This is a genomic window from Burkholderia metallica, from assembly GCF_902832845.1.
Classification (GTDB): domain Bacteria; phylum Pseudomonadota; class Gammaproteobacteria; order Burkholderiales; family Burkholderiaceae; genus Burkholderia; species Burkholderia metallica.
The window spans coordinates 1-25,581 of record NZ_CADFDB010000004.1 but is presented as its reverse complement, the minus strand read 5'-3'; the positions used below and the strand labels follow the sequence as shown (position 1 = coordinate 25,581).

At 66.4% G+C, this 25,581-nt stretch carries 22 protein-coding genes and 1 pseudogene; 10 read left to right on the top strand and 13 right to left on the bottom strand.

What is annotated here, in order from left to right:
• Positions 1–13: 13 nt before the first annotated feature.
• Together HWX08_RS12920 and HWX08_RS12915 are read right to left on the bottom strand one after the other, a co-directional pair.
• Positions 14–904: an ABC transporter ATP-binding protein gene (locus tag HWX08_RS12920; RefSeq protein ID WP_107311203.1), complete on the bottom strand. Its 891-nt coding sequence runs from the start codon at positions 902–904 to the stop codon at positions 14–16.
• On the bottom strand, positions 901–2,025 hold the full coding sequence (locus HWX08_RS12915; RefSeq protein ID WP_069257683.1) for an MlaE family ABC transporter permease: 1,125 nt from the start codon (positions 2,023–2,025) through the stop codon (positions 901–903). Before HWX08_RS12915 ends, HWX08_RS12920 begins: the two co-directional genes overlap by 4 nt.
• A 304-nt stretch (positions 2,026–2,329) precedes the next feature.
• Here HWX08_RS12915 and HWX08_RS12910 point away from each other — a divergent pair, with 304 nt between their 5' ends.
• Together HWX08_RS12910 and HWX08_RS12905 are read left to right on the top strand one after the other, a co-directional pair.
• Complete coding sequence (locus HWX08_RS12910) at positions 2,330–4,399, top strand: bifunctional 2',3'-cyclic-nucleotide 2'-phosphodiesterase/3'-nucleotidase (protein ID WP_174921512.1); 2,070 nt, start codon at positions 2,330–2,332, stop codon at positions 4,397–4,399.
• 8 nt (positions 4,400–4,407) lie between these two features.
• A complete protein-coding gene (locus HWX08_RS12905) occupies positions 4,408–5,253 on the top strand; it encodes a tetratricopeptide repeat protein (protein ID WP_175807122.1) in 846 nt (281 codons plus the stop codon).
• Between the two features lie 500 nt (positions 5,254–5,753).
• Here the strand turns inward: HWX08_RS12905 and HWX08_RS12900 are convergent, their stop codons facing one another.
• The 5 genes and pseudogenes from HWX08_RS12900 to HWX08_RS34375 form a co-directional block, all read right to left on the bottom strand.
• The gene (locus tag HWX08_RS12900; RefSeq protein ID WP_174923208.1) at positions 5,754–6,170 is read right to left on the bottom strand and encodes a hypothetical protein; all 417 of its coding nucleotides are present in this window, start codon (positions 6,168–6,170) and stop codon (positions 5,754–5,756) included.
• 153 nt (positions 6,171–6,323) lie between these two features.
• Positions 6,324–6,845, bottom strand: coding sequence for an OmpA family protein (locus HWX08_RS12895; protein WP_174923206.1), 522 nt, complete (start codon positions 6,843–6,845; stop codon positions 6,324–6,326).
• A complete protein-coding gene (locus HWX08_RS12890; RefSeq protein WP_244122798.1) occupies positions 6,748–6,972 on the bottom strand; it encodes a M35 family metallo-endopeptidase in 225 nt (74 codons plus the stop codon). Before HWX08_RS12890 ends, HWX08_RS12895 begins: the two co-directional genes overlap by 98 nt.
• A 516-nt stretch (positions 6,973–7,488) precedes the next feature.
• Positions 7,489–8,118 (bottom strand): annotated as a pseudogene (locus tag HWX08_RS12885) (type VI secretion system amidase effector protein Tae4).
• A complete protein-coding gene (locus HWX08_RS34375; RefSeq protein WP_244122797.1) occupies positions 8,100–8,705 on the bottom strand; it encodes a PAAR domain-containing protein in 606 nt (201 codons plus the stop codon). Before HWX08_RS34375 ends, HWX08_RS12885 begins: the two are co-directional and overlap by 19 nt.
• Before the next feature lie 431 nt (positions 8,706–9,136).
• On the opposite strand from HWX08_RS34375, the gene HWX08_RS12875 reads away from it, so the two are divergent.
• The 3 genes from HWX08_RS12875 (at position 9,137) to HWX08_RS12865 (ending at position 11,276) form a co-directional block, all read left to right on the top strand.
• A complete protein-coding gene (locus HWX08_RS12875; RefSeq protein ID WP_174923204.1) occupies positions 9,137–10,057 on the top strand; it encodes a biotin--[acetyl-CoA-carboxylase] ligase in 921 nt (306 codons plus the stop codon).
• Complete coding sequence (locus HWX08_RS12870; RefSeq protein ID WP_174923203.1) at positions 10,054–10,854, top strand: type III pantothenate kinase; 801 nt, start codon at positions 10,054–10,056, stop codon at positions 10,852–10,854. Before HWX08_RS12875 ends, HWX08_RS12870 begins: the two co-directional genes overlap by 4 nt.
• A 179-nt stretch (positions 10,855–11,033) precedes the next feature.
• A complete protein-coding gene (locus HWX08_RS12865; RefSeq protein ID WP_069258083.1) occupies positions 11,034–11,276 on the top strand; it encodes a hypothetical protein in 243 nt (80 codons plus the stop codon).
• 16 nt (positions 11,277–11,292) lie between these two features.
• On the opposite strand, the gene rfaE2 is transcribed toward HWX08_RS12865, so the two are convergent.
• The 6 genes from rfaE2 to HWX08_RS12835 all read right to left on the bottom strand — a co-directional run bounded on the left by rfaE2 (position 11,293) and on the right by HWX08_RS12835 (position 17,395).
• A complete protein-coding gene (gene rfaE2 / locus HWX08_RS12860) occupies positions 11,293–11,778 on the bottom strand; it encodes a D-glycero-beta-D-manno-heptose 1-phosphate adenylyltransferase (protein ID WP_174923201.1) in 486 nt (161 codons plus the stop codon).
• Positions 11,779–11,959: 181 nt separating this feature from the next.
• Positions 11,960–12,838 carry a ferritin family protein gene (locus HWX08_RS12855; RefSeq protein ID WP_034208501.1) on the bottom strand — a complete coding sequence of 293 codons (879 nt, stop codon included), beginning with the start codon at positions 12,836–12,838 and terminating at the stop codon, positions 11,960–11,962.
• Positions 12,839–13,305: 467 nt separating this feature from the next.
• A complete protein-coding gene (locus tag HWX08_RS12850) occupies positions 13,306–14,532 on the bottom strand; it encodes a patatin-like phospholipase family protein (RefSeq protein ID WP_069257688.1) in 1,227 nt (408 codons plus the stop codon).
• 24 nt (positions 14,533–14,556) lie between these two features.
• On the bottom strand, positions 14,557–15,351 hold the full coding sequence (locus tag HWX08_RS12845; RefSeq protein ID WP_175807124.1) for a PhaM family polyhydroxyalkanoate granule multifunctional regulatory protein: 795 nt from the start codon (positions 15,349–15,351) through the stop codon (positions 14,557–14,559).
• An 88-nt stretch (positions 15,352–15,439) separates the two neighbouring features.
• Positions 15,440–16,267: an enoyl-CoA hydratase/isomerase family protein gene (locus tag HWX08_RS12840; protein WP_069257690.1), complete on the bottom strand. Its 828-nt coding sequence runs from the start codon at positions 16,265–16,267 to the stop codon at positions 15,440–15,442.
• Positions 16,268–16,402: 135 nt separating this feature from the next.
• Complete coding sequence (locus tag HWX08_RS12835; RefSeq protein ID WP_059619630.1) at positions 16,403–17,395, bottom strand: fumarylacetoacetate hydrolase family protein; 993 nt, start codon at positions 17,393–17,395, stop codon at positions 16,403–16,405.
• A gap of 127 nt (positions 17,396–17,522) precedes the next feature.
• Between HWX08_RS12835 and HWX08_RS12830 the strand changes: the two genes are divergently transcribed.
• The 5 genes from HWX08_RS12830 (at position 17,523) to metH (ending at position 24,314) form a co-directional block, all read left to right on the top strand.
• Positions 17,523–18,389 carry an IclR family transcriptional regulator gene (locus tag HWX08_RS12830; RefSeq protein WP_069258084.1) on the top strand — a complete coding sequence of 289 codons (867 nt, stop codon included), beginning with the start codon at positions 17,523–17,525 and terminating at the stop codon, positions 18,387–18,389.
• A gap of 107 nt (positions 18,390–18,496) precedes the next feature.
• Entirely contained in the window at positions 18,497–19,774 is a 1,278-nt protein-coding gene (locus HWX08_RS12825; protein ID WP_174923198.1) for a DUF3108 domain-containing protein, read from the top strand.
• Between the two features lie 254 nt (positions 19,775–20,028).
• On the top strand, positions 20,029–20,286 hold the full coding sequence (locus tag HWX08_RS12820) for a BTH_I0359 family protein (RefSeq protein WP_069257692.1): 258 nt from the start codon (positions 20,029–20,031) through the stop codon (positions 20,284–20,286).
• Between the two features lie 200 nt (positions 20,287–20,486).
• A complete protein-coding gene (locus tag HWX08_RS12815) occupies positions 20,487–21,554 on the top strand; it encodes a homocysteine S-methyltransferase family protein (RefSeq protein WP_069257693.1) in 1,068 nt (355 codons plus the stop codon).
• A gap of 42 nt (positions 21,555–21,596) precedes the next feature.
• Positions 21,597–24,314: a methionine synthase gene (metH, locus tag HWX08_RS12810; RefSeq protein ID WP_069257694.1), complete on the top strand. Its 2,718-nt coding sequence runs from the start codon at positions 21,597–21,599 to the stop codon at positions 24,312–24,314.
• Positions 24,315–25,581: the final 1,267 nt, after the last annotated feature.

The following is a 25,581-nucleotide window of genomic DNA, read 5'->3' as shown; positions in this document are numbered from 1 at the left end:
TTGTCCTTGCCTGTTACAGCTCGACGCTCGACAGCGCCGGTTCGAGGGCCGCCTTCGGCAGCTTCGCGCGCCGCTCGGGCGGCAGCGCCTGCAATGCGCGACGCCCGCGCAGCCCCAGGAAATATTCGTGGATGAACGGATGGTCGACGTTCGCGGCTTCCTCGACGGGCGCCGCGACCAGCACCTTGCGGTCGGCCAGCACCGCGACGCGCGTCGACAGCGCGACCATCGTGTCGAGGTCGTGCGTCACCATCACGACGGTCAGCCCGAGCGTGCGGTGCAGCGTCGCGATCAGCTCGACGAATTCGTCCGACGCCTGCGGATCGAGGCCGGCCGTCGGCTCGTCGAGGAACAGCAGCTCGGGCTCGAGCGCGATCGCGCGCGCGATGCCGACCCGCTTCACCATCCCGCCCGACAGCGCGGCCGGCATCTTCGACGCGTGCTTGCACGGCAGCCCGACCATCTCGAGCTTCAGCATCACGATGTCGTGCAGCAGATCCGGCGGCACGCGGCCGAGCTCGCGCAGCGGCTGCGCGACGTTGTCGAACACCGTCATCGACGAGAACAGCGCGCCCTGCTGGAACAGCATCCCCGAGCGCGTGCGCATCAGCCGCGCGGTGGCGTCGTCGATCGTCGAGGTATCGTCGCCGAACACCTTGATCGTGCCCGAGGTCGGCCGTTCCAGCCCGAGGATCTGCCGCACGAGCGTGGTCTTGCCGGAGCCCGAGCCGCCGACGATCGACACGATCTCGCCGCGTCGCACGTCGAAGTCGAGCTTCTGGTGAATGATGTTGCGCCCGTAGCGCTTGGTCAGGTTGCGCACCTCGATCACGAGGTCGTCGGCATCGGCCGGCCGGGTGCCGACGGCCGCGGCATGCGCGGTCGTTTCGTTCGAAGCGTTCATCCGAGCCCCACGTTCTGGAACAGGATCGCGAACACCGCGTCGGCGAGGATCACGACCGTGATCGACGTGACGACCGACGTGGTCGTGCCTTCGCCGAGGCTTTGCGAGTTCGCCTTGATCCGGAAGCCGAAATGGCAGGCGACCAGCGCGATCAGCATGCCGAACACGACGCCCTTGCCGACGCCGATGTACAGGTTCGCGATCGGCACGACGCCAGGCAGCGAGCGCACGAAATAGTTGACGTCGATCCCGAGCACCAGCTTCGCGGCGAGCGCGCCGCCCGTCAGCGCGATGATGTTGGTCCACATCACGAGCAGCGGCATCGCGACGCCGAGTGCGAGCACGCGCGGCAGGATCAGCCGCAGCCCGTGCGGAATGCCCATCACGCGCATCGCGTCGAGCTCCTCGGTCACGCGCATCACGCCGATCTGCGCGGTGATCGCCGAGCCCGAGCGGCCCGCGACGAGAATCGCCGACAGCACCGGGCCGAGCTCGCGGATCACCGACAGCCCGAGGATGTTCACGATGTAGCGGTTCGCGCCGAACATCTGCAGCTGCTGCGCGGACAGGTAGCTGAGCACGATGCCGATCAGGAACGCGACGAGCGCGGTGATCGGCAGCGCCTGCGCGCCGGCGCTGTAGATGTTCGCCGAGGTTTCCTTCCACGGCATCGTCCGCGGGCGGCGCAGTACCGACAGCGCATCGAGGATCACGAGACCGAACAGCGCGATGCCGCCCTGCAGGTGTTCGCCGAACCGGAAGATCGCCTGGCCGAGCCGCGTGACGGGATCGACGCGCACCACGCGCTCGGGCGCCTCGCGCTGGCTGTCGAGCCGCTCGATACGCTCGAAGATCGTGCGCTGCGTGGCGCTCAGCGCGACGCCCGCCGGCAGCTTGCGGCCCCACACGCGCCACAGCGCCTGGCCGCCGACGTGGTCGAGCCGCTCGATGCCGGACAGATCCCATTCGCTCACGCGGGCGGACGCGACGCTCGCGACACGGCGCGCGACCGCGCCGCGATTGCGCGCGAGCGCGATGGCGGTCCACTGGCCGTACAGGCGCACCGTCTGGCCCTGGCCGCCGGCGTCGACCGACAGGCCGGGAGGAGTCTCGAAGTCCACGGGCAGGTTGTTTGCAAAAAGGTGACAGCGGCCATTGTAGCGAACCGCCCGCCCACGCGACGTGAGGATTTCCGCGGGGCGCCGGGCCGGGGTCGCACGGCCGTGACGCCGGGCCGGCGCGCCCGCCCCGGCTTCGCCCGAAACCCGCCGCCCCGTTGCCCGTTGCCGGTTTCGCCGCCTTTCATTCTTCCGTCACGTTTCCTTTCGATACTCTCACGCGCCGCACATCAGGCCGTCGGCGCCCCGCGCCGCCATTCGTCGCGACCTCGCATTTCAATAAACAGAACACCGAACAGGACAACCGATGCGTTTCCCGCTGCTTTCCCGCCGTCGCGTGCCGGCCCTCGCCGCGCTCGCCAGCCTCGCCTTCATCCTCGCCGCGTGCGGCGGCGACGACGTCACGTCGCCGCCGGTGACGCCGCCGGCGGCCCAGGCCCCGGTCGGCACGACGGCCACGCTCGCGCTGCTCGAGACGACCGACCTGCACACCAACGTGCTGTCGTACGACTACTTCAAGCTCGCCGCCGACAATTCGCTCGGCTTCGAGCGCGTGTCGACGCTGATCGCGCAGGCGCGCGCGCAGTACCCGAACACGCTGCTGCTCGACAACGGCGACACGATCCAGGGCACCGCGCTGTCGGACTACCAGGCGCTCGTGAAGCCGGTCGGCTGCGACCAGACGCTCGCGATCTACAAGGTGATGAACGCCGCGAAATTCGACGGCGGCGGGATCGGCAACCATGAATTCAACTACGGGCTGCCGTACCTGTCGCAGGTGACCGGCAACACGTTCGAGGTCGACGGCCTGCCGGCGCCGGCCCAGCAGAAGAAGTGCGCGGGCCCGAACTTCCCGCAGGTGCTCGCGAACGTGATCAGCGCGAAGACCAACGCGCCGCTGTTCACGCCGTACACGATCCTCACGCGCACCGTGACGGCGACGACGCCGGACGGCAAGACGGTCAGCGCGCCCGTGAAGATCGGCATCATCGGCTTCACGCCGCCCGCGATCATGAACTGGGACAAGCGCTGGCTCGACGGCAAGGTCTACACGACCGGCCTGAAGGAAGCCGCGGAGAAATACATTCCCGAAATGCGCGCGAAGGGCGCCGATCTCGTCGTCGCGATCTCGCACGGCGGCCTCGACAATTCCGCGTATTCGCCGACGATGGAGAACGGCAGCTGGTGGCTGTCGAAGGTGCCCGGCATCGACGCGTTGCTGATCGGCCACTCGCACCAGGTGTTCCCGGACGCGAACAGCACCGTGTCGCAGTTCAACCTGCCGGGCGTCGACAAGGTCAAGGGCACCGTCAACGGCGTGCCGACCGTGATGGCCAACTACTGGGGCAAGCACCTCGGCGTGATCAAGCTCGGCCTGAAGTTCGACGGCAAGACGTGGAGCGTCGACAAGTCGCAGACGACCGTCGAGGCGCGACCGATCCAGAACGCCGACAAGAGCTACGTCGCCGCCGATCCTTCCGTGTCCGCCGCGATCGCCGCCGAACACCAGGCGACGATCGACTACGTGAAGACGCCGATCGGCTCGACCGACTACCGGATGAACTCGTACTTCGCGGATGTCGGCGATCCGGGCGCGATCCAGATCGTCAACGAGGCGCAGGCCGACTACGTGAAGACCTACGTGCAGGCGAACCTGCCGCAATACGCGTCGCTGCCGGTGCTGTCGGTCAGCGCGCCGTTCAAGAGCGGCTTCGGCGGCGGCACCGACTACACCGACGTCGCGCCGGGCGCGCTCGCGATCAACAACGCGGCCGACCTGTACCTGTACCCGAACACCGTGTACGCGGTGAAGGTGAGCGGCGCCGACGTGAAGAACTGGCTCGAGACGGCCGCGAAGCGCTTCAACCGGATCGACCCGACCAAGGCGACCGTGCAGCCGCTCGTCAGCACGTTCCCCGGCTACAACTTCGACATGTTCACGTCGGCCGATCTCGCGTATGAAATCGACGTCACGCAGCCGGTGGGCAGCCGCATCAGGAACCTGACGTACAAGGGCGCGGCGATCGATCCGAACGCGCAGTTCATCGTCGCGACCAACAATTACCGGGCGAGCGGCGGCGGCAACTTCCCGGGGCTCGACGGCAGCAAGACGATCTTCGCGTCGCCCGATGCGAACCGCGACGTGCTGATCGCATTCATCAAGAAGCGCGGGGCGATCACGCGCGCGGCCGACGGCGCGCAGCGCAGCTGGCGCTTCACGAAGCTCGCGAGCTCGGTCGCGCACGTGCAGTTCGCGTCCGCGCCGAACCGCCTCGGCGACGCGGCGGCGGCCGGCCTGACCGGCATCACGCAGGTCGCGGCCGACGACGGCTCGGGCAAGAACCTCGCCACCTACGAAATCGACCTCACGCAATGAAACACGCGATGCAACCGATCCGGACGATGCGGCCGGCCGAAAGCGGCGCCGCCGCTGCCGCGCGGCGCCTGCTGCGCGCAAAACTCCCGCCGGCCGCGCTGCTTGCGGCGGCGGCCGTGACGGTCGCGGCCGTCGTCGCGGCGGCAGGCCTGCGCGGCGCCGGCCCCGCGCCGAGCGCCGCGCAGCTCGACGAGTGGCAGGCGATGGTCACGCAGGCGACCGAGCCGCACGCGCTCGCGCAATTGCGCACGCTGGCGCGCCGCGGGTCGGGCGACGCGCAGGCGGCGCTCGGCATCGCGCTCGTCGATGCGCGCGAACCGGGGCTGCGCGACGAGGGGCGCGGCTGGCTGGAAACGGCCGCGACGGCACGCGGCAAAGCGGACGCGCCGGCCGCCCGGCGCGCGCAGCTCGCGCTCGGCAAGGCACTGCTGCTCGGCAGTAGCGACATCCCGAAGGACTACGCTCGCGCTCGCGCGCTGCTCGGCGAAGCGGCCGCGCAGGGCGACCCGGCCGCCGCGTACTACCTCGGGCTGATCTATCGCAGCGGCTACGGCGTCGCCGCCGATCCCGTGCAGGCCGCGCACTGGTTCGACGTCGCGTCGCGCGCGGACATCCCGGCTGCTGACTTCATGCTCGCGAACGCGTACCGCGACGGCAGCGGCGTGCCGCGCGACGACGCACGCGCGCTGGCGCTGTATCGCCGCGCCGCGGAGCACGAGCTGCCGGAAGCGGTGCAGACGCTCGCGATGGCCTATCGCAACGGCGAGCTTGGGCTCAAGCCCGACGAGGACGAGTTCCACGCGCAGTGGATCGAGACTGCGCATGCGCTGAAGCATCCGGTTGTCGCGCCGTGATGTGATGGTTCTTCGGCTCGCGCGGGTGCTGGCGCGAGCCGTCGGGACCATGGCGGCCTGACGCGCGTGACCTGACGCCCCGTTCATCGATCGCCGTCAAGCGGAATCGGTTGCGGGGCATGGGCGGGCGCACCTCAATCTCCTTTCCGCTTTTTTCTTTCCCGGTTTCGCCCCCATACGCACCCACGCCAGCCGCCGATTACCGAGACCACAGCCACTGACACAAACCAACCGGTAAAAAACAGGTTGGCCACTTGAGGTTGCGTATCGAACAGACTGCCTCTCCCGTGAAGAATCAAAACGCCGAACAGATACAACCCGCCCCAACAAACGAGCGTGGCCATAACCGAGCCAGTAATTGCACCGATGGTGGGTTCCAACAATTTCATTTGATCGGAAAGCGCCCACGACGCCAGATAAGAAATAAAACATAGGCTCAAGGTGAAGCAAGCCCATCAGCATCCCCTCCGCACCGGACACAATGCGTCATCAGCAGCAGATCACCGTATATTCGCCATGCCATTGCCGCGACTGAAGAACAGCGCAAAATAACCGCGCTCCCACTCCACGCATTCCTGAGCTACCACAGTCGCCAAAAAAGCATAACGGACCAATGCACCGCGACAAGCAAACACGGCAATACGGTCCATCGTGTCCAATGACGTTGCTTGCGTGAGAACAAGATGGCTGCAGCATAAAAAATGATCGGTGGCCCAAGGATCGTCGCCACGAGCACCAAACCATCCACGAAATTGACTTGGCAGGCGTCGATCTCCTTGCAGCCCGTCACCACGCAGGATCGCGGAAAATGTCTGCAGATTTCGACATCGATTGCCGACCACCACCAAAAGCTTGCAACGCCTAGAACAGCGAAGATTGTGGCAATTCCGTGCCGCCCCATTGAACTTCCCGGACATGCAACCTCTCAACAAAAACTGAGAGGTCTGCATTCGAGTCCGATCGCCGGTCCCAGCTTCGAGCCGCCGTCGGCACCTCCGCCATTTCCGCCGCCCTCTTCGCAAAGAAGCAGGCGCTCCGCGAGCGGCGCCTCACATGCGTATGTTTTGCCGTCATTGTTCCTGTACCGGAAACGCGATACCACACGGATTCTCGCAGCTGCCCGGCGAACATGCAGGAATAAATTCGACCTCTATCTGATTGCGCTTACCGGCCGGAACAACGGAATCCCGTCGCCAGATTTTCGATTCGATATTAATTCGGTCCTTTGAAACACCGAGATCGAGCAGATAAGACCTAACTGCATTTGCTCGACTGAGCGCGACTACAACCGGGTTGCGTTCGCGCTCGTCCGCATAGCCGTAGATCACGACAGGACCGTCGTTTGCGACGCTACTTCGAACGGTAATCAACAAACTGGCGAGCGCGATCCGGTCTGAATTTGAAATGGACACAACATCGCGCTCAAGCTTGCCCTGATATTGCAAAGCAAAACTACAAGCAAACGTCGCACTCGAAGCACACAACGCCGAAAGGCTAATCAACGCACAAGATATACCAAGCAAGATTGTCCGCGTTCCTGATCGCCATTGCCGGTTCTTCTTTTGCGAGGCGTCTGCTGAGAAATTGTCCATAGGTGTTCTTGTAATCGAGCGCGCCGAACGTGTCCATAAAATGCACACACTCGTGAACAATGGTGAGCTGCATCGAGTCAAACGTACCAGCACTTGTGTCCGGCAGTTCACATAACTTGGGCGTGATGGATATCGTATGCGTTGCAGTATCCGGGCCACAAACGTGCGCGACTTCACCAGCTAAATTTTTGGTGTTCGGTGTAAGGGCAGGACGCTGTGTCGACGTCCGAGGAAAACCTCAACGCGCTGGAGCGGCTGGAAGAGCATTGAGTCGTTTGGCGGGGCACCGGCACACGATCGCTCCGTCATTGCGAGCAGCGCTAAAGCAAGCGGGACAGGTAGGGTTCAAGATAAAGCAGACCCGTGAGCAGGGTCCCGATTCCGATCGCTGCACTCCATCTTTTGCGTGACCAACGCCTAAACGCTATTGCATTGATGGCGCCGAAGAACACCGCCGGCGCAAACAAGTACGTAAAAAAAAGCAGCCCTTGCCACCACGACATCGGGCATTTGTCGATCTCGTAGCATCCCCGCGCCGGCGCGCCTGAAGTCTCCGGCCATCTTATAAGGCTGTATGCATCAAGGTAGAGCCAGGTCAATAGCAAGCCCCCGAAGATTCCAGAAAGCGTAATCGCGAATCGCTTCACTCGATCTCCCAAAACCAGATTGAATTCGATCTCCCGAAGTCGGAATAGCTGAGGCTTGGCAGGACAGCTGCCCCTTGCCGAAATGATGCTATCCCTAGATAACGCCCTATCGTGGTGGTCGCGCCCCAGACGCCATTCATCGTTATTCGAGTGCCGTTCCAGAGATCAATATGCCCTCCGCTAGCATTCGATTCTGACTCGCCGGCGCGCGTCCAGTAACCGTCAAACATGACAATGCCTGTACGTCCCGTTATTTTCTCCTCCCAGTTCGCCCCGGTAATTGCCTCCGCCTTTCCGAGACCGGCAAATGGCTGCAACTTGAGCCACGACCCAAGTTCATTAGCACGTGTCGCCGTCGCCTTCCCGTCGATCAGTATTCTCCCAATACTCGGCTGCCCACCGAGCGGCCTGACCAGCTTCGACGAAAACGACTTCATGTCGACCCCGACGCGATGCAGGGCAACACTCACGCGTATTGCACATTGGTTGGTTTAAGCAGCGTCGTCATACGGGTTATCCGATGGGTAGGCATCCCATAGCTCGCTGAACCTCACCGCCCGAAGCTGCACGACCTTGATTGAAAGCGGGGTCGTGTTTCCCCTCACCGTTATCGATCTGTTGGGCATGGCGTCCAGTCCTGGTGGGCAAGCGCATCCTCACCCCAATATATTTGATAACTCCCGGATATCTCGGTATGAATGCGCGGCAACCGGCCGTTGATATCGACGCGCCCGGCGATCGTGCGCCCATCGGCCATTTCGATCAAATACGGGTAATTCTGCGGCAGCGTGGTGCCAATGCAGACGCGTACCTGTTCGTCATAGGTAGGAGCGGCGTCAGATCGTGTCGCGGCGGTATGCCTTTTTTCATCGATCTCTGCAATTCGTTGTTTTTTCTCAGCGACTGCCGCAGCTTCTGACGTCAGAATCATCTTCATGCCGCGCTCGGCATAAAACACGGGGGGCGGACTACATCCACATGCATTGACATCTCCACTCAATGCCCACTGCTGCCCATTGGGCGCCGTACCAGGCAGTCGCGGCCCTGCCTGCGCAATGAACCCTTCCTGCTTGCAAGCCGTGCAGTAGGTTTTCATGTAGAGCGTGGCGATCTGTACGCTCGGCGGTGGATTCGAACACGTGACGAACCCCAGCCCTTCCGTGATCACCGCGTTACCGCCCCGGTCGCCTTTGGCGAGGAAATAACGAATCATGTCGACTCGCCTCGAACCGCTCCCGAATCGACGACTGCCTTGCCGCCAGCCCGGATACGCCGGACGCTTTCCGCAGCAAACCGGCAGATAACCGTAAAAGAAGAGGCTGGCGACTCTTGCCCGGTGCGCATCTGGATTCCCCGTCGTCGATGGTTGGCATCCAAAATGCCCAATCAGCACCAGGGAATCAATCAGACGAATTCGAAATCCTAACCAATTCATATGAGTCGACCATGCTTTTCCTTTCAATCGACAGGAATGGGGCCGGGCCTCATTTGGGTTGACGATGCGCTTCCGCTTGAATACGCGACACCTTCGCTCAGCGGCAACGAAATGCGAGCCAATGCACCGCGACGACCCAAGCAAGCGCCCCGGCAAACGCGTCCCCGCTTCCCGACGCGCCCCCGCCCCCTGTCGCTACAATAGCCCCCATGAACGCCCCCACCTCCTCCGACACACCCGATTCCGGCGACGCGCACATCGCGCGCAGCCGGCTCGACGCGCACCTGGACGCCACGCCGCGTACTTGGCCGCTCGACATCGTCGCCGCCACCGGCTCGACCAACGCCGACGTCGCCGCCCGGCTCAAGGCGCTGCCGCGCAACGCGAACGCGCTGCCCGCGCCGCTCGTGCGCGTCGCGTTCGAACAGACGGCCGGCCGCGGCCGGCAAGGCCGCCCGTGGTTCGCGCAGCCCGGCAACGCGCTGCTCTGCTCGGTCGGCTGCATCGTGCCGCGCCCCGTCGACGCGCTCGGCGGCCTGAGCATCGCGATCGGCGTCGCGCTCGCCGAAGGGCTGGCCACGCTGCCGCTCGATGCCCGCTCGCGCGTCGCGCTCAAATGGCCGAACGACCTGCTGCTGACGGCCATCGACGACGGCTCGCCGCGCATCGTCGGCAAGCTCGCCGGGATCCTGATCGAAACCGTCTGGACCACCGCCGACACGACCGCCGTCGTGATCGGCTTCGGCATCAACGTGCGCGGCGCGGAAGCCGTCGCCGCGCAGGTCGACGCGCTGCGCGCGCGCGACACGACGCTCGCGACCGGACTGCCGCCCGCCGCGCTGTCGATCGCATGCGCATCGGCCAACCTCACCGACACGCTCGCCGCATCGCTGAACGCGCTCACACCCGCGCTCGCGCAGTTCGGCGCCGCAGGGCTCGCGCCGTTCGTGCCGCGCTGGCATGCGCTGCATGCGTTCGCAGGCCGTGAAGTCGTGCTGCTCGAACAGGGCGTCGAACGCGTGCGCGGCATCGCAACGGGCATCGACGCGACCGGCCAGTTGCTGCTCGACACGCCCGCCGGCGTGCAGGCGATCGCGGCCGGCGACGTATCGCTGCGCGAAGCGCAATGAACGAGCCGTACCTGCTAATCGACGCCGGCAACAGCCGGATCAAGTGGGCGCTCGCCGATGCGCGGCGCACGCTCGTCGAGACGGGCGCGTTCGGCCACACGCGCGACGGCGGCGCCGATCCCGACTGGTCGAGCCTGCCGCGTCCGCGCGGCGCATGGATCTCGAACGTCGCGGGCGCCGACGTGGCCGCCCGGCTCGACGCGCTGCTCGACGCGCGCTGGCCGGGCCTGCCGCGCACGACGATACGCTCGCGTCAGACCCAATGCGGTGTAACGAACGGCTATACGACGCCCGACCAGCTCGGCAGCGACCGCTGGGCCGGCCTGATCGGCGCGCACGCGGCGTTTCCGGGCGAGCATCTGCTGATCGCGACGTTCGGCACCGCGACGACGCTCGAGGCGCTGCGCGCGGACGGCCGCTTCACGGGCGGGCTGATCGCGCCGGGCTGGGCGCTGATGATGCGCGCGCTCGGCACGCACACCGCGCAGTTGCCGACGCTGACCACCGACATCGCGAGCCGCCTGCTCGCGGGCGCGCAGGCCGAACCGTTCCAGGTCGATACGCCGCGCTCGCTGTCGGCCGGCTGCCTGTATGCGCAGGCCGGGCTGATCGAGCGCGCGTGGCGCGATCTCGGCGATGCGTGGCAGGCGCCCGTGCGGCTCGTGCTGGCCGGCGGCGCGGCGGACGACGTCGCGCGTGCGCTTACGGTCCCGCACACGCGGCACGATGCGCTGATCCTGTCCGGGCTCGCGCTGATCGCCGCGCAAGCGGCGGCGGCCACGGCGGCGCAGGATTGACTGGAAGAAGGCGCCGGCGCGTCCGTGACGCGGGCCGGCCCGCGTCACGCTGACGGTGAAAGACGGGCGGCGCCACGACGGCAGCCCGCACGGTCGACGGAAGCAATGAAACAGCCGGCGATGCGGCCGGCCCGATTAAATGACGTAAATCACGTCAATGACGACGAGGAGTGTCGACGATGCTGCGCTGGCTGATCGCTGTTCTCTTTCTCGCCAACCTGCTTGCGTTCGTGGTCGCACGCGGCGTGTTCGGGCCGCTGCCGGCGGCCGGCCCGCGCGAACCCGGCGTGCTGGCACGACAGGTGCGGCCCGATGCGCTGCGCGTGACGCCGCTCGCGCAGGCCACCGACCAGCCCGTCATCGGCGGCCCGATCGCGCCGCCGGCCGTCGCGGCCGAACCGCTCGCAGCATCGGCGCCCTGACGGCGCCGGGTCGCGCTCAGGACTGCTGCGCGCGCACCTTCTTCAGTAACGCGGTGGTCGAGCGATCGTGCTCGAACGGAATCGCCTGCGCGCGGCCGCCCCAGCCGCGCACCAGCGCCGATTCCGGCAACGCATCCATGTCGTAGTCGCCGCCCTTCACGAGAATGTCCGGCCGCACGGCCTCGATCAGCGACACGGGCGTCTTTTCCCCGAACGTCACGACCCAGTCGACGCTTTCCAGCGCCGCGAGCAGCGCCGCGCGGTCTTCCTCGCGATTGATCGGCCGGTCGTCGCCCTTGCCGAGCATGCGTACCGACGCGTCGCTGTTCACGCCGACGATCAGGCATGCGCCGAGCGCTTTCGCGTCGGCGAGATACGTGACGTGGCCGCGGTGCAGGATGTCGAATACGCCGTTGGTGAACACGACGGGCGACGGCAGCGACGCGCGCAGCGCGACGAGGGCATCACGGGTGATCAGCTTGCGTTCGAAGGTAGCGGACATGATGGCGATCGGACGGAATGGGCAACGGCACACGCGGCGCACGGGACGTACAGCGTGCGGCGGCGCCAGATAAAAAGCCCGCCGGACCGGCCGGCGGGCTTCATGCATCGGATGCGAAGCGGACCGGGCCGGCGCTGCGGCCGGCGCGATGCGCAGGCTGCGGCGCCAGCCGAGACCGGCTTCAGGCCGGCTGGGCGGCCGACGACGGGCCGCTTTCGGCCTGCAGGCGGCTGGTCACTTCCTTGCGGTAGCGGTTCAGTTCCTGCGCGGTCGCGAACGTACGCTCGAACAGGATCGACAGGTTGTGCAGGATACGTTCGACGACCTTCTTTTCCCACTCGCCGTCGAAGCGGATCTGCTCGTCGAGCCAGCGCTCGAGCCACTCCGGATCGGGCAGGCGCGACTGCACGGTGTCGCGCGGGAACAGCGCCTGGTTCACGTGCAGGTTGGTCGGGTGCAGCGGCTTCTCGGTGCGGCGCGCCGACGCCATCAGCACGCCGATCTTCGCGAACGCCGCACGCGCGACGTCGCCGCAGTTGTTCAGCGCCTTCTTCATGTAGCGCAGGTAAGCGCCGCCGTGGCGCGCTTCATCGCGCGAGATCGTTTCGTAGATCTGCTTGATGACCGGCTCGGTGTGCCAGTCGGCCGCGCAGCGGTACCAGTGGTTCAGGCGGATTTCGCCGCAGAAGTGCAGCATCAGCGTTTCGAGCGGCGGCGCCGGGTCGAACTGAAAGCGCACCGCGTGCAGTTCCTCTTCGGTCGGCACCATTTCCGGCTTGAAGCGGCGCAGGTATTCCATCAGCACGAGCGAATGCTTCTGCTCTTCAAAGAACCACACGCTCATGAACGCGGAAAAGTCGCTGTCGTGCTGGTTATCGCGCAGGAACATTTCCGTCGCGGGCAACGCCGACCACTCGGTGATCGCGTTCATCTTGATCGTCTTCGCCTGCTCGTCGGTGAGCAGCGAAGCATCGAACTTGTCCCACGGAATGTCCTTCTCCATGTCCCAACGGACAGCTTCGAGCGATCTGTAAAGTTCCGGATAAAGCATCGTGTTCATGATGGTCCCACCCCTGTTCTGCGCAATGCGACTTCTCTAAAACGTGACTGTTGCCGCGCAAGCACGCCGAGCGCACTTTTTGCAGCCAAGACTCTAATTTTACGCGGGAAACCGGCCCACCGGACGGGGATTCCTCGTCCGGCAGCCGGGCGGCCGCGTCGCCGCCGTTGGGCATGGCGCAACCCCGCTCCGTTCCGACGGAGCCGGCCGCGCTTGCCTGAGTGGGGGGCCGGCGCTGGCCGGCTCGTTGGCGCGCCCGTCCCCTGCCCCAGGCGGGTTCCCCGAAAGGTCCCGTGCGGATGCCGGATCGGCGGGCTGCTCGATATGGTGTATACGGCGGCGGCCATGATAGCACGCGTCCATGACGGTTCCGAGACGCCGGCCCGGTCACGCTCCGCCAACCGCGGTGCGGCGATCGGTCGCGGGCCACCGTCGCGAAAACGCAACCTTACAATGCCCCGAACGCATCAGACCCGTATTTCGCCGGTCGCGAGGCCGTCTTCCGGCGGCATGCCGGCGGCCGGCACGCTGCCGCCGTCCGCCCGCGCGATCCAGCCCGCCAGCGTGTCGCGCTGCGCGCGCCCGTCGCGGTAGCCAAGCTCGATCAGCTCGCGCGTGAACGCCTCCTCGAACAGCAGGTAGCTCGCGAACGACGCGCCGGCCGGCTGGCTGCCGCCGATCGCGCCGAGCAGCCCGCGCATCGTCGCCGGCATCTGCTTCAGGTGCTTCGCGGCGATCAGCTCGATGCGCTCGGACGGCGCGATCGCGAGCACGTCGACGTGCCGCCAGCCGCTGTCCACCTCGACCTGGTGCGGCAGGTGTTCGATCATCCGGTTGATGTGCTCGATGCGCTCGATGTCCGAGCCGATCGAGTCGAGGAACACGCTCGCGAGCACCTGCTGGCCGATCTGCGCGAGCGTCGGGTAGCCGCGCACCCGCCCGGCGCCGTTCGCGGCCGGAACCTCGGGCCGCGGGTCCGCCGCGCCGACCACGACGATCCGGTGCGCACCGAAGTGGATGGCCGGCGACAACGGCGCGATCTGCCGGATCGACCCGTCGCCGAAATATTCGATCTGGCCGTCGAGCACGAGCGGCACGGCCGGGAACACGAACGGAATCGCCGACGACGCGAGCAGGTGCGACGCCGACAGGTCGACGAGCCGCGCGGTGCGTTGCGCGCGCCGCCAGGCCTGAATCGGTTCGGCGGCCTGATAGAACGTGAGGTGCCGCCCGCTCGAATAGCTGAGCGCCGTCACCGCGAGCGCGTGCAGCAGCCGCGCCTCGAGCATCTGTTCGATCCGGTGGAAACTCAGCTCGCGCTGCAGCAGGTGCGCGAGCGGCGTGTTGTCGAGCAGCCCGCGCGGCGAGCGGCGCGACGCCCAGCCGAAGGTCATCGTCGCGAGCCAGCGCGCGCCGGCGGCCGCGACGCCGAGCCAGTCGGTGCGATATACGTAGTCGGCGCGCAGCGGCTCCCAGAATTCGAGCAGGCGCCGCACGCCGTGGGAAAAGTCGTCTGCGTGGCTCGCGATCGACGTCGCGTTGATCGCGCCGGCCGACGAGCCGCACACGACCGCGAACGGCAGCGTGTGTCGCTGCGGATCGGCTTCGCGCGCGATCTCGGCCAGCGCCTTCAGCACGCCGACCTGGTAGGCGGCACGGGCGCCGCCCCCCATCAGAACGAGCGCGAGCCGCATGATCGACCTGCTACCCGCGCCGCGTCACGTCGAGCGCTTCGGCGGACGCGTTTCGGGCGACGAAGCGGCCGCCGCGCGCGCCGCGGCCGAACCGGCCGAACCGGCCGCGCCTGCCGCACCGGCCGCGCCGGTCGACTTCGCACGCTTCGCGGCCGGCTTGCGCGGCGCGGCGGCGGCCGTCGCCGGCTTCGCGGCCGGCTCCGGCGCAGCGGCCGCGTCCGGCGGCGCATCGCCCGGCGCGGCGGGCTGCATGCCCGGCTGCGCCATCGCGAGGCTCGCCAGCTGGTTGAACTGCGTCTGCAGCAGGTTCCACCAGCCGGCGGGATCAAACGCCTGCTGCGCGGCGTCGCCCGCCCCCTGCTCGGCGGACGCCGACGCGTCGGCATCCGGCTGCGGCGCGGCGTCCGGCGACGCCGACGCGTGTTTCGCCGCCTGCGCGGCCGCGACGGCCGCTTCCTCGGCCGCCGACATCGAGCTCTGCGCGAACGCGCCGAACGCACGCAGCGTCGCGAGCGTCGCGCGCTGCACTTCGAGCGCCTGGATCGCGGACTGCAGCATCCCGAGATTGAGCTTCAGCCACTGCTCGACCGCGCGCAGATCGGTGATCCGCTTGTCGAGTTCCTCGACGCTCGTGAGCGGCGCCATCATGTCGGACATGCTCGACAGCGACGGCGGCAGCCCCTGCGTGGCGCCCGGAAACGACGTCATCCCGCCGAACGGCGACATCCGCATCATGTCCCACATGCGGTCCATCATGTCGGCGGGCTTGAAACCGGCAAAGCCGGCGAAAGGGTTGGAGCCGGGGGCATCGATCGTCATAAGGACATCCTGGTTGACTGGGCGAGAACGAGGCGGCCGCGCTGCGTCGCGCACGCCGCCCGTGGTTCGATCATAGCGCCGGCGCGCGTCAGAACGGCGCGTCGCCGGGAAACTCGGGCGGCCGCCGCTCGCGCAGCGAACGGATGCCTTCGTGCACGTCGGGCCCGGCAAAGCCCATGAATTCGAGCGCAAGCGACGTATCGAAAGTCGGGCCTGCCGTGCGCAGCCAGTTGTTCAACGCGTACTTGGTCCAGCGAATCGCCGACTGCGAGCCATGCGCGAGCCGCTCGGCCACGTCGTATGCCTTCGGCAGCAAGTCGGCCGGCTCGACCGCGAGCGAGACGAGGCCGATCCGCTCGGCCTCCTCGCCGCTCACGGGCTCGCACAGCATCAGGTAGTACTTCGCCTTCGCCATCCCGCACAGCAGCGGCCACACGATCGCCGCGTGGTCGCCGGCCGCGACGCCGAGCCGCGTATGGCCGTCGATGATGCGCGCATCCTTCGCGGCGATCGAGATGTCGGCGAGCAGCCCGGCGACGAGCCCCGCGCCGACGGCCGGCCCGTGCATCGCCGACACGATCGGCTTGCCGCAGTTAATCACGTTGTAGACGAGGTCGCGCGCCTCGCGCCACACGCGGGCGCGCACGTCGAAATCGTTCGCCATGTCCTCGACGAGCGCGAGATCGCCGCCCGCCGAAAAGCCCTTGCCTTCGCCGCGGATCACCGCGACGCGCGTGTCGGGATCGCGGTCGACGTCGCGCCAGATGTCGGCGAGTTCGCGATGCATGCGCGCGTTCGCGGTCGCGAGGCCGCTGCGGTTCGCGCCCTCGCCGCTCATCACGATGTCGAGCACGCCATGGTCGCGGCGCGTCACCTTCAGTGCTTCGTAACCGCCGTACGCGGCGAGATTGGCCATGTGCTGCTCCTTGCTCGAGGCTTTCGAACCCTTGAATCGAGTGTAGCCAAGCCCGCGCGGGCAAACATCAGGCGAAACCCGGCGCGCGGGCCGGGCCCGGGTTTCGCGCAGGCGGAGCTAGGTGCTCCGCGCGCCTTACGCCGCGCCGTCGGGCGGCGCGACCGACTGCTCGATCGCACCGAAGATCGACTTGCCCGCCGCATCGAACATCTCGATGCGCACGGTGTCGCCATAGCGCATGAATTCGGTCTGCGGCGCGCCGTGCTCGATCGTCTCGAGGCAGCGCTTCTCGGCGATGCAGCAGTAGCCGCGCTTCGCGTCCTTGTTCGACACCGTGCCGGAGCCGACGATCGAGCCGGCACGCAGGTTGCGCGTCTTCGCCGCGTGCGCGATCAACTGGCCGAAGTGGAACACCATGTCGGTGCCCGCATCGGGCTGGCCGACCTTCCTGCCGTTCCAGTGAACGATCATCGGCCGGTGCACGCGGCCTTCGCGCCATTCGTCGCCGAGCTCGTCGGGCGTCACCGCAACCGGCGCAAAGGCGGTGGCCGGCTTGCTCTGGAAGAAGCCGAAGCCCTTCGCGAGTTCCGCCGGAATCAGGTTGCGCAGCGACACGTCGTTCACGAGCGTGACGAGCCGCACGGCCTTCAGCGCTTCGTCGGGCGACGCGCTCATCCGCACGTCGCCGGTGATCACCGCGACTTCCGCCTCGAAATCGATGCCCCATTCCTCGGACGGGCACACGACGTCGTCGCGGGCTCCGAGGAAATCGTCGCTGCCGCCCTGGTACATCAGCGGATCGGTCCAGAATTCGGGCGGCATCTCCGCGCCGCGCGCGCGGCGCACGAGCTCGACGTGGTTCACGTAGGCGGAGCCGTCGGCCCACTGGAATGCGCGCGGCAGCGGCGCCATGCAGTTGGCCGGATCGAACGCGAATGCGTTGCGCGCGCGGCCGTGGTTCAGCGCGTCGTACAGGTCGCGCAGCTGCGGCGCGTAGAACGCCCAGTCGTCGAGGACGCGCTGCAGCGTCGGCGCGATCGCGTCGGCGATCGCCGCGGTGTGCAGGTCGCGCGACACGACGATCAGCTGGCCGTCGCGCGTGCCGTCCTTCAGCGAAGCAAGTTTCATAGGGGGAATCTGCCGTTGTAGTGACGATGGAGGGAATCTATTTTACGATGGTGAATCCATGCGGCGCGCGACGATCGCGCCTGCCGTTTTCTCGCCGATTCCCGTCATTTTCGCCCATTCGTTGCCCATGCCCGCCAGCCCGCTTCCCGACGACGATCTCGCCGACTCCGACACCGACGACGCCGCTTCCGGCGAGCACGGCGAGAAGGTCCGTTCCGGCATCCAGTCGATCGAGGTCGGCTTCCGCCTGCTCGACGTGCTGACGAGCGAGCCGCGCGCGATGATGCTGCGCGACCTCGCGCAGCGCGCGGGCATGAGTCCTGCGAAGGCGCACCGTTACCTGGTCAGCTTCTCGCGGCTCGGCGTGGTGTCGCAGGATCCGGTGTCGGGCCGCTACGAACTCGGCGGCTTCGCGCTGCAGATGGGGCTCGCGCGGCTTGCACGCGTCGACGGCGTGAAGCTCGCGCGGATCGCGCTGACCGAATTCCGCGACCGGCTCGACCAGACGGTCGGCATCGCCGTATGGGGCAACCAGGGGCCGACGATCGTGCACTGGATGGAATCGAGCCACCCGGCGAAAGCGTCGCTGAAGCTCGGCGACGTGATGCCGCTGCTCGGCTCCGCGACGGGGCTGCTGTTCGCCGCGTACCTGCCGCGCAGCAAGACGGCCGCGATGATCGAGCGCGAACTCGCCGATACGCGCCGCTCGCCGCACCACGGCGGCCCGCGCACGCTCGACGAAGTCGATGCGGTGCTCGCCGACGTGCGCCGGCACGAAGCCGCGCGGGTCGAAGGGATGCTGCTGCCGACGATCCATGCGTTCTGCATGCCCGTGTTCGATGCGGTCGGCGAACTCGCGCTCGCGATCGTCGCGCTCGGCCAGGAAGGCTCGTTCGACATCGCGTGGGGCGGCGAGATCGACACCGCGCTGCGCGCATGCGCGCAAAAACTGTCCTACGAACTCGGCTATAGTCCCGACGCACGCGACGCCTGACGCGTCCGGCACCCGCGTCGTCACGCAGCGCGAACGCGCGGCGCATCCGACGGTCCGATTCCTGTGGCGCGCGTCCAAGCTCGCGCGAGCGCCCCGATCCTGTTCCGATGCCCATGCAGCCTGCCCGCTTCCGTCCGACTCACGCTTTGCCCCGCCGCTGGCTGCGCGTGGGCATTGCGCTCGTCGTCGTGCTGGTGCTGCATGCGCTTGCCGGGTTCTGGCTGATGCGCAACCGCGACGCGTTCACGCCGCCCGCGCCCGCCGAAGTCCCCGTGCAGATCGAGCTGCTGAAACCGCAACCGATCGAGCGCCAGCCCGCACCGCCCGCGCCGAAGCCGGCCGAGCCGCCGGCCGCGCCCGCACCGGCCGCCCCGAAACCCGCCGCACCGAAGCCGGCGCCCGAGCCGGTCCTCACGTCGACGCAGACGGCCGAACACGGCGAGCCGCCCGCTGCCGCATCGGCGGCAAGCGGCGTGCCGGGTGCGTCGGGCGCGCAGGCCGCATCGGCCGCCGGCGCCGCCAGCGCTGCGACGCCGGGCCCCGCGACGCATGGCGTGAAGTTCGCCGCGCCGCCGTCCGGCGACCTGCAGTACGACACGTTCTACAACGGCATGCAGAACATGATCGGCACGATCCACTGGCGCACCGACGGGCGCACCTACGACCTGTCGGTGTCGATGCCCGTGCCGTTCGTCGGCCCGTTCACCTATCGCAGCGAGGGCCGTATCGACGCATTCGGCGTCGCCCCCGACCGCTACGTCGAGAAGCGCGGCAAGCGGCCGGAAGACATCGCGATCTTCAACCGCGAGATCCGGCAGGTCGTGTTCACGCGCACGCCGAACAACGCGCCGCTGCCCGACGGCGTGCAGGACCGCTTCAGCATGCTGATGCAGTTGTCTGGGCTCGTGCGCGGCAATCCGTCCGCGTACAAGCCGGGTGTCACGCAGCAGTTCTTCGTGATCGACAACAACAGCGGCGAGACCTGGCCGATCGCCGTGATCGGCGACGAGCAGGTGCAGACGCAGGCCGGCATCATCGGCGCGCGGCACTTCATGCGCTTGCCGCGACGCGACGGCGACACGCGCCGCATCGACATGTGGCTTGCGCCGTCGCTCGGCTGGCTGCCCGCGCGGCTCGTGCAGACCGAACCGAACGGCGCGCAGATCGAGCTGCTGTGGCACGGCCGGCTCGCGGCGCCGGGCGCGCCGTCCGACACGGAATCCGCCGGCGCCGCGCATGCACCCGCCGGCGCACCGGCGCCCGCCGCATCGGCCGTTCCCGCCGCGGAGCCCGCACAACCCGCGCCGCCGGCTGCCGTGCAGCCGCCGGCAACCCCGGCCGCACCGCCCGCGTCGTCGCCTGTCACATCGCCTGTCACACAGTGAACGCGCAGCCGGACGCACGCGATTCGGCAATTTCGACCGATTACAGATTTTCGTGAAATGGCCGATGACACTCTTTAACAACTATTTCCGTCCACCGAACGACAATAGGAAACGTTTCATAGATATCGGCTTCTAACCGATACACCCCATGCGAACGGGAACGGGGTGTGCAGCGCAAGCCCCTTGAAACCGGCAAGGCTTGCCCCACCTAGGGGACAATAAGGCCAGATGCCACTGCGAAGAGGAGTGCCGCCATGCAAATGATCTACAACAGCCCCAACTACTGCGTCGTCGAATTCGCGCCGCAGGTCGGCCACCACCTGATGAACGCCGGCGGATACGAAATCGTCGACAAGAACGCGCAGCGCGAAATCTTCATCGACGGCGAACTTGCCGAACGATTCCGCGCGCACGTGAAGCAGTTGATCGAGGATGAACCGTCGCTCGATGAAGTCGACGAATTCCTCGGACAATTCGACAGCCTGATGATGATGCCCGTCGTGCTGCACTGACGACCCGCGGCCCGGCGCCTCGTGCGGCCGGGCCATTCGCCGCGCATCGACGCGGCGCCGCGAGCACTCCGATCATGCCCCCGCCCGGTTCGCCGGCGGGGGTTTTCATTTGGCGGCCGGCCCGCGCGCCGCCAGGCCGGGCGACGCCCAGGCGCACCGGCTACAATGACGGTTTTCCCGTCTTCGCCGGTCCATCGCCCATGTCTGCGACTCCTCTCGCCGCTTCCGTCCCGCTCGCCGCGCCGTACACGCGCGGCGCCGCTCTGCCTGCGCTGCTGAAATCGCGCATCCTGATCCTCGACGGCGCGATGGGCACGATGATCCAGCGCTACAAGCTCGACGAAGCCGCGTATCGCGGCGAGCGCTTCAAGGATTTCCCGCGCGACATCAAGGGCAACAACGAACTGCTGTCGATCACGCAGCCGCAGATCATCCGCGAGATCCACGACCAATATTTCGCGGCCGGCGCCGACATCGTCGAAACCAACACGTTCGGCGCGACGACCGTCGCGCAGGCCGATTACGAGATGGAAGATCTCGTCGTCGAGATGAACGTCGAATCGGCGAAGCTCGCGCGCGAATCGGCCGAGAAATACGCGACGCCGGACAAGCCGCGCTTCGTCGCGGGCGCGATCGGGCCGACGCCGAAGACGGCGAGCATCTCGCCGGACGTCAACGATCCGGGCGCACGCAACATCACGTTCGACGAACTGCGCGCGTCGTACTACCAGCAGGCGAAGGCGCTGCTCGACGGCGGCGTCGACCTGTTCCTCGTCGAGACGATCTTCGACACGCTGAACGCGAAGGCCGCCCTGTTCGCGCTCGACGAGCTGTTCGAGGACACCGGCGAGCGCCTGCCGATCATGATTTCGGGCACCGTCACCGATGCGTCGGGCCGGATCCTGTCGGGCCAGACCGTCGAGGCGTTCTGGAATTCGCTGCGCCACGCGAAGCCGCTCACGTTCGGCCTGAACTGCGCGCTCGGCGCGGCGCTGATGCGCCCGTACATCGCCGAGCTCGCGAAGCTGTGCGATACCTACGTGTCGTGCTACCCGAACGCGGGCCTGCCTAACCCGATGGCCGAGACGGGCTTCGACGAGACGCCGGACGTCACGTCGGGTCTGCTGAAGGAATTCGCGCAAGCCGGGCTCGTGAATCTCGCGGGCGGCTGCTGCGGCACGACGCCGGAGCACATCGCCGAGATCGCGAAAGCGCTCGCCGACGTGAAGCCGCGCCGCTGGCCGAACCAGTACAGCGACAACGCCTGACCCGACCGTCCCACGCCCCTCATCACTCGAATTCGCACCGCCATGACCGATCACATGATGCGCCTCGCCGGCCTCGAGCCGTTCAACGTCACGTCCGGGACGCTCTTCATCAACGTCGGCGAGCGCACCAACGTCACCGGCTCGAAGGCGTTCGCTCGCATGATTCTCAACGGCCAGTTCGACGAGGCGCTCGCCGTCGCGCGCCAGCAGGTCGAGAACGGCGCGCAGGTGATCGACATCAACATGGACGAGGCGATGCTCGATTCGAAGGCGGCGATGGTGCGCTTCCTGAACCTGATCGCATCGGAACCGGACATCGCGCGCGTGCCGATCATGATCGACTCGTCGAAGTGGGAAGTGATCGAGGCGGGCCTGAAGTGCGTGCAGGGCAAGGCGATCGTGAACTCCATCTCGCTGAAGGAAGGCGAGGACGCGTTCCGCCACCACGCGCACCTGATCCGCCGCTACGGCGCGGCGGCGGTCGTGATGGCGTTCGACGAAACCGGCCAGGCCGACACCTACGAACGCAAGATCGAGATCTGCACGCGCTCGTACAACTTCCTCGTGAACGAAGTCGGCTTCCCGCCGGAAGACATCATCTTCGACCCGAACATCTTCGCGGTCGCGACCGGCATCGAGGAACACAACAACTATGCGGTCGACTTCATCGAGGCGACCCGCTGGATCAAGCAGAACCTGCCGTACGCGAAGGTGAGCGGCGGCGTGTCGAACGTGTCGTTCTCGTTCCGCGGCAACGACCCGGTGCGCGAGGCGATCCACACCGTGTTCCTGTACCACGCGATCCAGGCGGGGATGGACATGGGCATCGTCAACGCGGGCCAGCTCGGCGTGTACGCCGACCTCGACCCGGAGCTGCGCGAGCGCGTCGAGGACGTGATCCTGAACCGCCGCGACGATTCCACCGACCGCCTGCTCGAGATCGCCGACAAGTTCAAGACCGGCGCCGCGAAGAAGGAAGAGAATCTCGAATGGCGCAACCAGCCGGTCGAGAAGCGGCTCGCGCATGCGCTCGTGCACGGCATCACGACCTTCATCGTCGAAGATACGGAAGAAGCGCGCGCGAAGATCGCCGCGGACGGCGGTCGGCCGATCAACGTGATCGAAGGGCCGCTGATGGACGGGATGAACGTCGTCGGCGACCTGTTCGGCCAGGGCAAGATGTTCCTGCCGCAGGTCGTGAAATCGGCGCGCGTGATGAAGCAGGCGGTCGCGCACCTGATCCCGTTCATCGAGGAAGAAAAGCGGCTGCTCGCGGAAGCGGGCGGCGACGTGCGCGCGAAGGGCAAGATCGTCATCGCGACCGTGAAGGGCGACGTGCACGATATCGGCAAGAACATCGTGTCGGTCGTGCTCCAGTGCAACAACTTCGAAGTGGTCAACATGGGCGTGATGGTCCCGTGCAACGAGATCCTCGCGAAGGCGAAGGTCGAGGGCGCGGACATCATCGGGCTGTCGGGCCTCATCACGCCGAGCCTCGAGGAAATGGCGTACGTCGCGTCCGAAATGCAGCGCGACGACTACTTCCGCGTGAAGAAGATCCCGCTGCTGATCGGCGGTGCGACCACGTCGCGCGTGCACACGGCCGTGAAGATCGCGCCGCACTACGAAGGCCCGGTGGTCTACGTGCCGGACGCGTCGCGCTCGGTGTCGGTCGCGTCGAGCCTGCTGTCCGACGAAGGCGCGGCGAAGTACCTCGACGAACTGAAGTCCGACTACGAACGCATCCGCGACCAGCACGCGAACCGCAAGCAGCAGCCGATGGTCACGCTCGCCGAAGCGCGCGCGAACAAGACCAAGGTCGACTGGGCGGGCTATCGGCCGGTGAAGCCGAAGTTCATCGGCCGCCGCGTGTTCAAGAACTACGACCTGAACGAGCTCGCGCAATACATCGACTGGGGCCCGTTCTTCCAGACCTGGGATCTCGCGGGCCCGTACCCGGCGATCCTGAACGACGAGATCGTCGGCGAATCGGCGCGGCGCGTGTTCTCCGATGCGAAATCGATGCTCGCGCGCCTGATCCAGGGCCGCTGGCTGACCGCGAGCGGCGTAATCTCGCTGCTGCCGGCGAATACCGTCAACGACGACGACATCGAGATCTACAGCGACGAATCGCGCTCGGAAGTGCTGCTCACGTGGCGCAACCTGCGCCAGCAGAGCGTGCGTCCGGTGGTCGACGGCGTGATGCGGCCGAACCGCTCGCTCGCCGACTTCATCGCGCCGAAAGAATCGGGCGTCGCCGACTACATCGGGATGTTCGCGGTGACGGCCGGCCTCGGCGTCGACGTGAAGGAAAAGCAGTTCGAAGCCGACCACGACGACTACAGCGCGATCATGCTGAAGGCGCTCGCGGACCGCTTCGCGGAAGCGTTCGCGGAAGCGATGCACGCGCGCGTGCGGCGCGAGCTGTGGGGCTACGCGAGCGGCGAGACACTCGACAACGACGCGCTGATCGCCGAGAAGTACTCGGGCATCCGCCCTGCGCCCGGCTATCCGGCCTGCCCCGACCACCTCGTGAAGCGCGACATGTTCGACGTGCTGCGCGCGGACGAAATCGGCATGAGCGTGACCGACTCGCTGGCGATGCTGCCGGCCGCGAGCGTGTCGGGCTTCTATCTCGCGCATCCGGACAGCACGTATTTCTCGGTCGGCAAGATCGGCCAGGATCAACTCGAAGACTACGCGCAGCGCATGGCGCTGTCGCTCGACGACGCGCGCCGCGCGCTCGCGCCGCAGTTGTAATCGCTCGGGGCGCGGCGAACCAGTCGCACCTTTCCGTCGCGCGCCCCTGGCAGGGCGCGCGTTCTACAACGCATCCATCAATCAGAATGACGAGTTAAATATTTCGGCATCCTCTCCGTAGAGGTACCGGGCGTCCGGCGAGCGGGCATCGGTACCTCCCCCCAAGCCGGAAATCCAACCCCGCCCCGCTGCCCGCGGCAACCGGATCGGCAACACGTCGATCGACAAAGCCGCTTCGCTTCTGTAAACGATCTATCGCGGCAAAGCCGGGAGCCGAGCAAGTTGCGTCCGTCGACCTTCGCTTGCGACCAGGAAACCGGATTCGACGCGACGGTTCCAGCCCCGTTCTTCTGCCACTGCCCACACGCAGTTTCGAGTAGGGCCCGCTTAATTCACTTCCTCCAAAAGCCTTCCGACCGGGGCAAGCTGCCTGCTGCCTTCCCGGTTTCAAATTTCAAGATTAAATTGGCGACCTCAAGATTAAAGTACAACACCTCGCGGGTGTGATATAAACATCAATTAGATATACAAATTGTTATCTCGCAATTAACGAAAATCAACGCCCCTCAAATTGTCTCAATAATAAAACCGGGAATCAACACCCTCTTTGATCGATATTCCAGGGGCACGCCCCGAGAAATGCGCGCAACAACCGAAGATGGATCGCCGTTCATCAATCAACATTAAGACATGTCAAAGTACGAAAACAATCTCTTTGATTCGACGAAAATGCGCATGAGACACTCCGCCCCATGTCCGAGCGGGGTCAGCAAGACTCTGAGCAAAACAACCAACGTCTCACCTGCGACCGCTGCCGCATGTCTGCGCGCTCCGATACTTTGCCGATCTCGTCAGTGGTCGAATGCCTTCCGCTTGCGCATGCCGGGTTCACCAACTCGGGGTTGATGCCGCCGCCGTGCGCAGTTGCCTCAACGCGGGACGGCTCTACATTTCCCTGATCTCCCGTATCGCACATCACCTGAAACCGACGTGATTCGAAAACGTCGACAGCATGAGGGGACGATGCTTGCATGAGCTTGAATAAAACATCAGGGTCAAGGCGCGTTGAAGGAAAAACCTTGGCCTCATTTCGATTGTTTTCCGTCAATTCTTTCACACTGCAGGACATAGCTTAATGGCCGCTGCGACAGAACCGAAATGCGATCTTTGTGACAAGCACGGCTTGCTGCTGATGCCGGTGCGCTATGCGGTTGCGCCCGTCAGCAGCGGGCTGCCGGCGGTGAGCGCGCCATTGAAGGTCGAGGAT

Excerpts from the sequence above, each read along its gene's own strand:
- HWX08_RS12920 (WP_107311203.1), bottom strand. The coding sequence starts at position 904 with ATGAACGCTTCGAACGAAACGACCGCGCATGCCGCGGCCGTCGGCACC.
- HWX08_RS12910 (WP_174921512.1), top strand. The coding sequence starts at position 2,330 with ATGCGTTTCCCGCTGCTTTCCCGCCGTCGCGTGCCGGCCCTCGCCGCG.
- HWX08_RS12905 (WP_175807122.1), top strand. The coding sequence starts at position 4,408 with ATGCAACCGATCCGGACGATGCGGCCGGCCGAAAGCGGCGCCGCCGCT.
- HWX08_RS12900 (WP_174923208.1), bottom strand. The coding sequence starts at position 6,170 with ATGTCCGGGAAGTTCAATGGGGCGGCACGGAATTGCCACAATCTTCGC.
- HWX08_RS12895 (WP_174923206.1), bottom strand. The coding sequence starts at position 6,845 with ATGGACAATTTCTCAGCAGACGCCTCGCAAAAGAAGAACCGGCAATGG.
- HWX08_RS34375 (WP_244122797.1), bottom strand. The coding sequence starts at position 8,705 with ATGATTCGTTATTTCCTCGCCAAAGGCGACCGGGGCGGTAACGCGGTG.
- HWX08_RS12875 (WP_174923204.1), top strand. The coding sequence starts at position 9,137 with ATGAACGCCCCCACCTCCTCCGACACACCCGATTCCGGCGACGCGCAC.
- HWX08_RS12870 (WP_174923203.1), top strand. The coding sequence starts at position 10,054 with ATGAACGAGCCGTACCTGCTAATCGACGCCGGCAACAGCCGGATCAAG.
- HWX08_RS12865 (WP_069258083.1), top strand. The coding sequence starts at position 11,034 with ATGCTGCGCTGGCTGATCGCTGTTCTCTTTCTCGCCAACCTGCTTGCG.
- rfaE2 (WP_174923201.1), bottom strand. The coding sequence starts at position 11,778 with ATGTCCGCTACCTTCGAACGCAAGCTGATCACCCGTGATGCCCTCGTC.
- HWX08_RS12855 (WP_034208501.1), bottom strand. The coding sequence starts at position 12,838 with ATGAACACGATGCTTTATCCGGAACTTTACAGATCGCTCGAAGCTGTC.
- HWX08_RS12850 (WP_069257688.1), bottom strand. The coding sequence starts at position 14,532 with ATGCGGCTCGCGCTCGTTCTGATGGGGGGCGGCGCCCGTGCCGCCTAC.
- HWX08_RS12845 (WP_175807124.1), bottom strand. The coding sequence starts at position 15,351 with ATGACGATCGATGCCCCCGGCTCCAACCCTTTCGCCGGCTTTGCCGGT.
- HWX08_RS12840 (WP_069257690.1), bottom strand. The coding sequence starts at position 16,267 with ATGGCCAATCTCGCCGCGTACGGCGGTTACGAAGCACTGAAGGTGACG.
- HWX08_RS12835 (WP_059619630.1), bottom strand. The coding sequence starts at position 17,395 with ATGAAACTTGCTTCGCTGAAGGACGGCACGCGCGACGGCCAGCTGATC.
- HWX08_RS12830 (WP_069258084.1), top strand. The coding sequence starts at position 17,523 with ATGCCCGCCAGCCCGCTTCCCGACGACGATCTCGCCGACTCCGACACC.
- HWX08_RS12825 (WP_174923198.1), top strand. The coding sequence starts at position 18,497 with ATGCCCATGCAGCCTGCCCGCTTCCGTCCGACTCACGCTTTGCCCCGC.
- HWX08_RS12820 (WP_069257692.1), top strand. The coding sequence starts at position 20,029 with ATGCAAATGATCTACAACAGCCCCAACTACTGCGTCGTCGAATTCGCG.
- HWX08_RS12815 (WP_069257693.1), top strand. The coding sequence starts at position 20,487 with ATGTCTGCGACTCCTCTCGCCGCTTCCGTCCCGCTCGCCGCGCCGTAC.
- metH (WP_069257694.1), top strand. The coding sequence starts at position 21,597 with ATGACCGATCACATGATGCGCCTCGCCGGCCTCGAGCCGTTCAACGTC.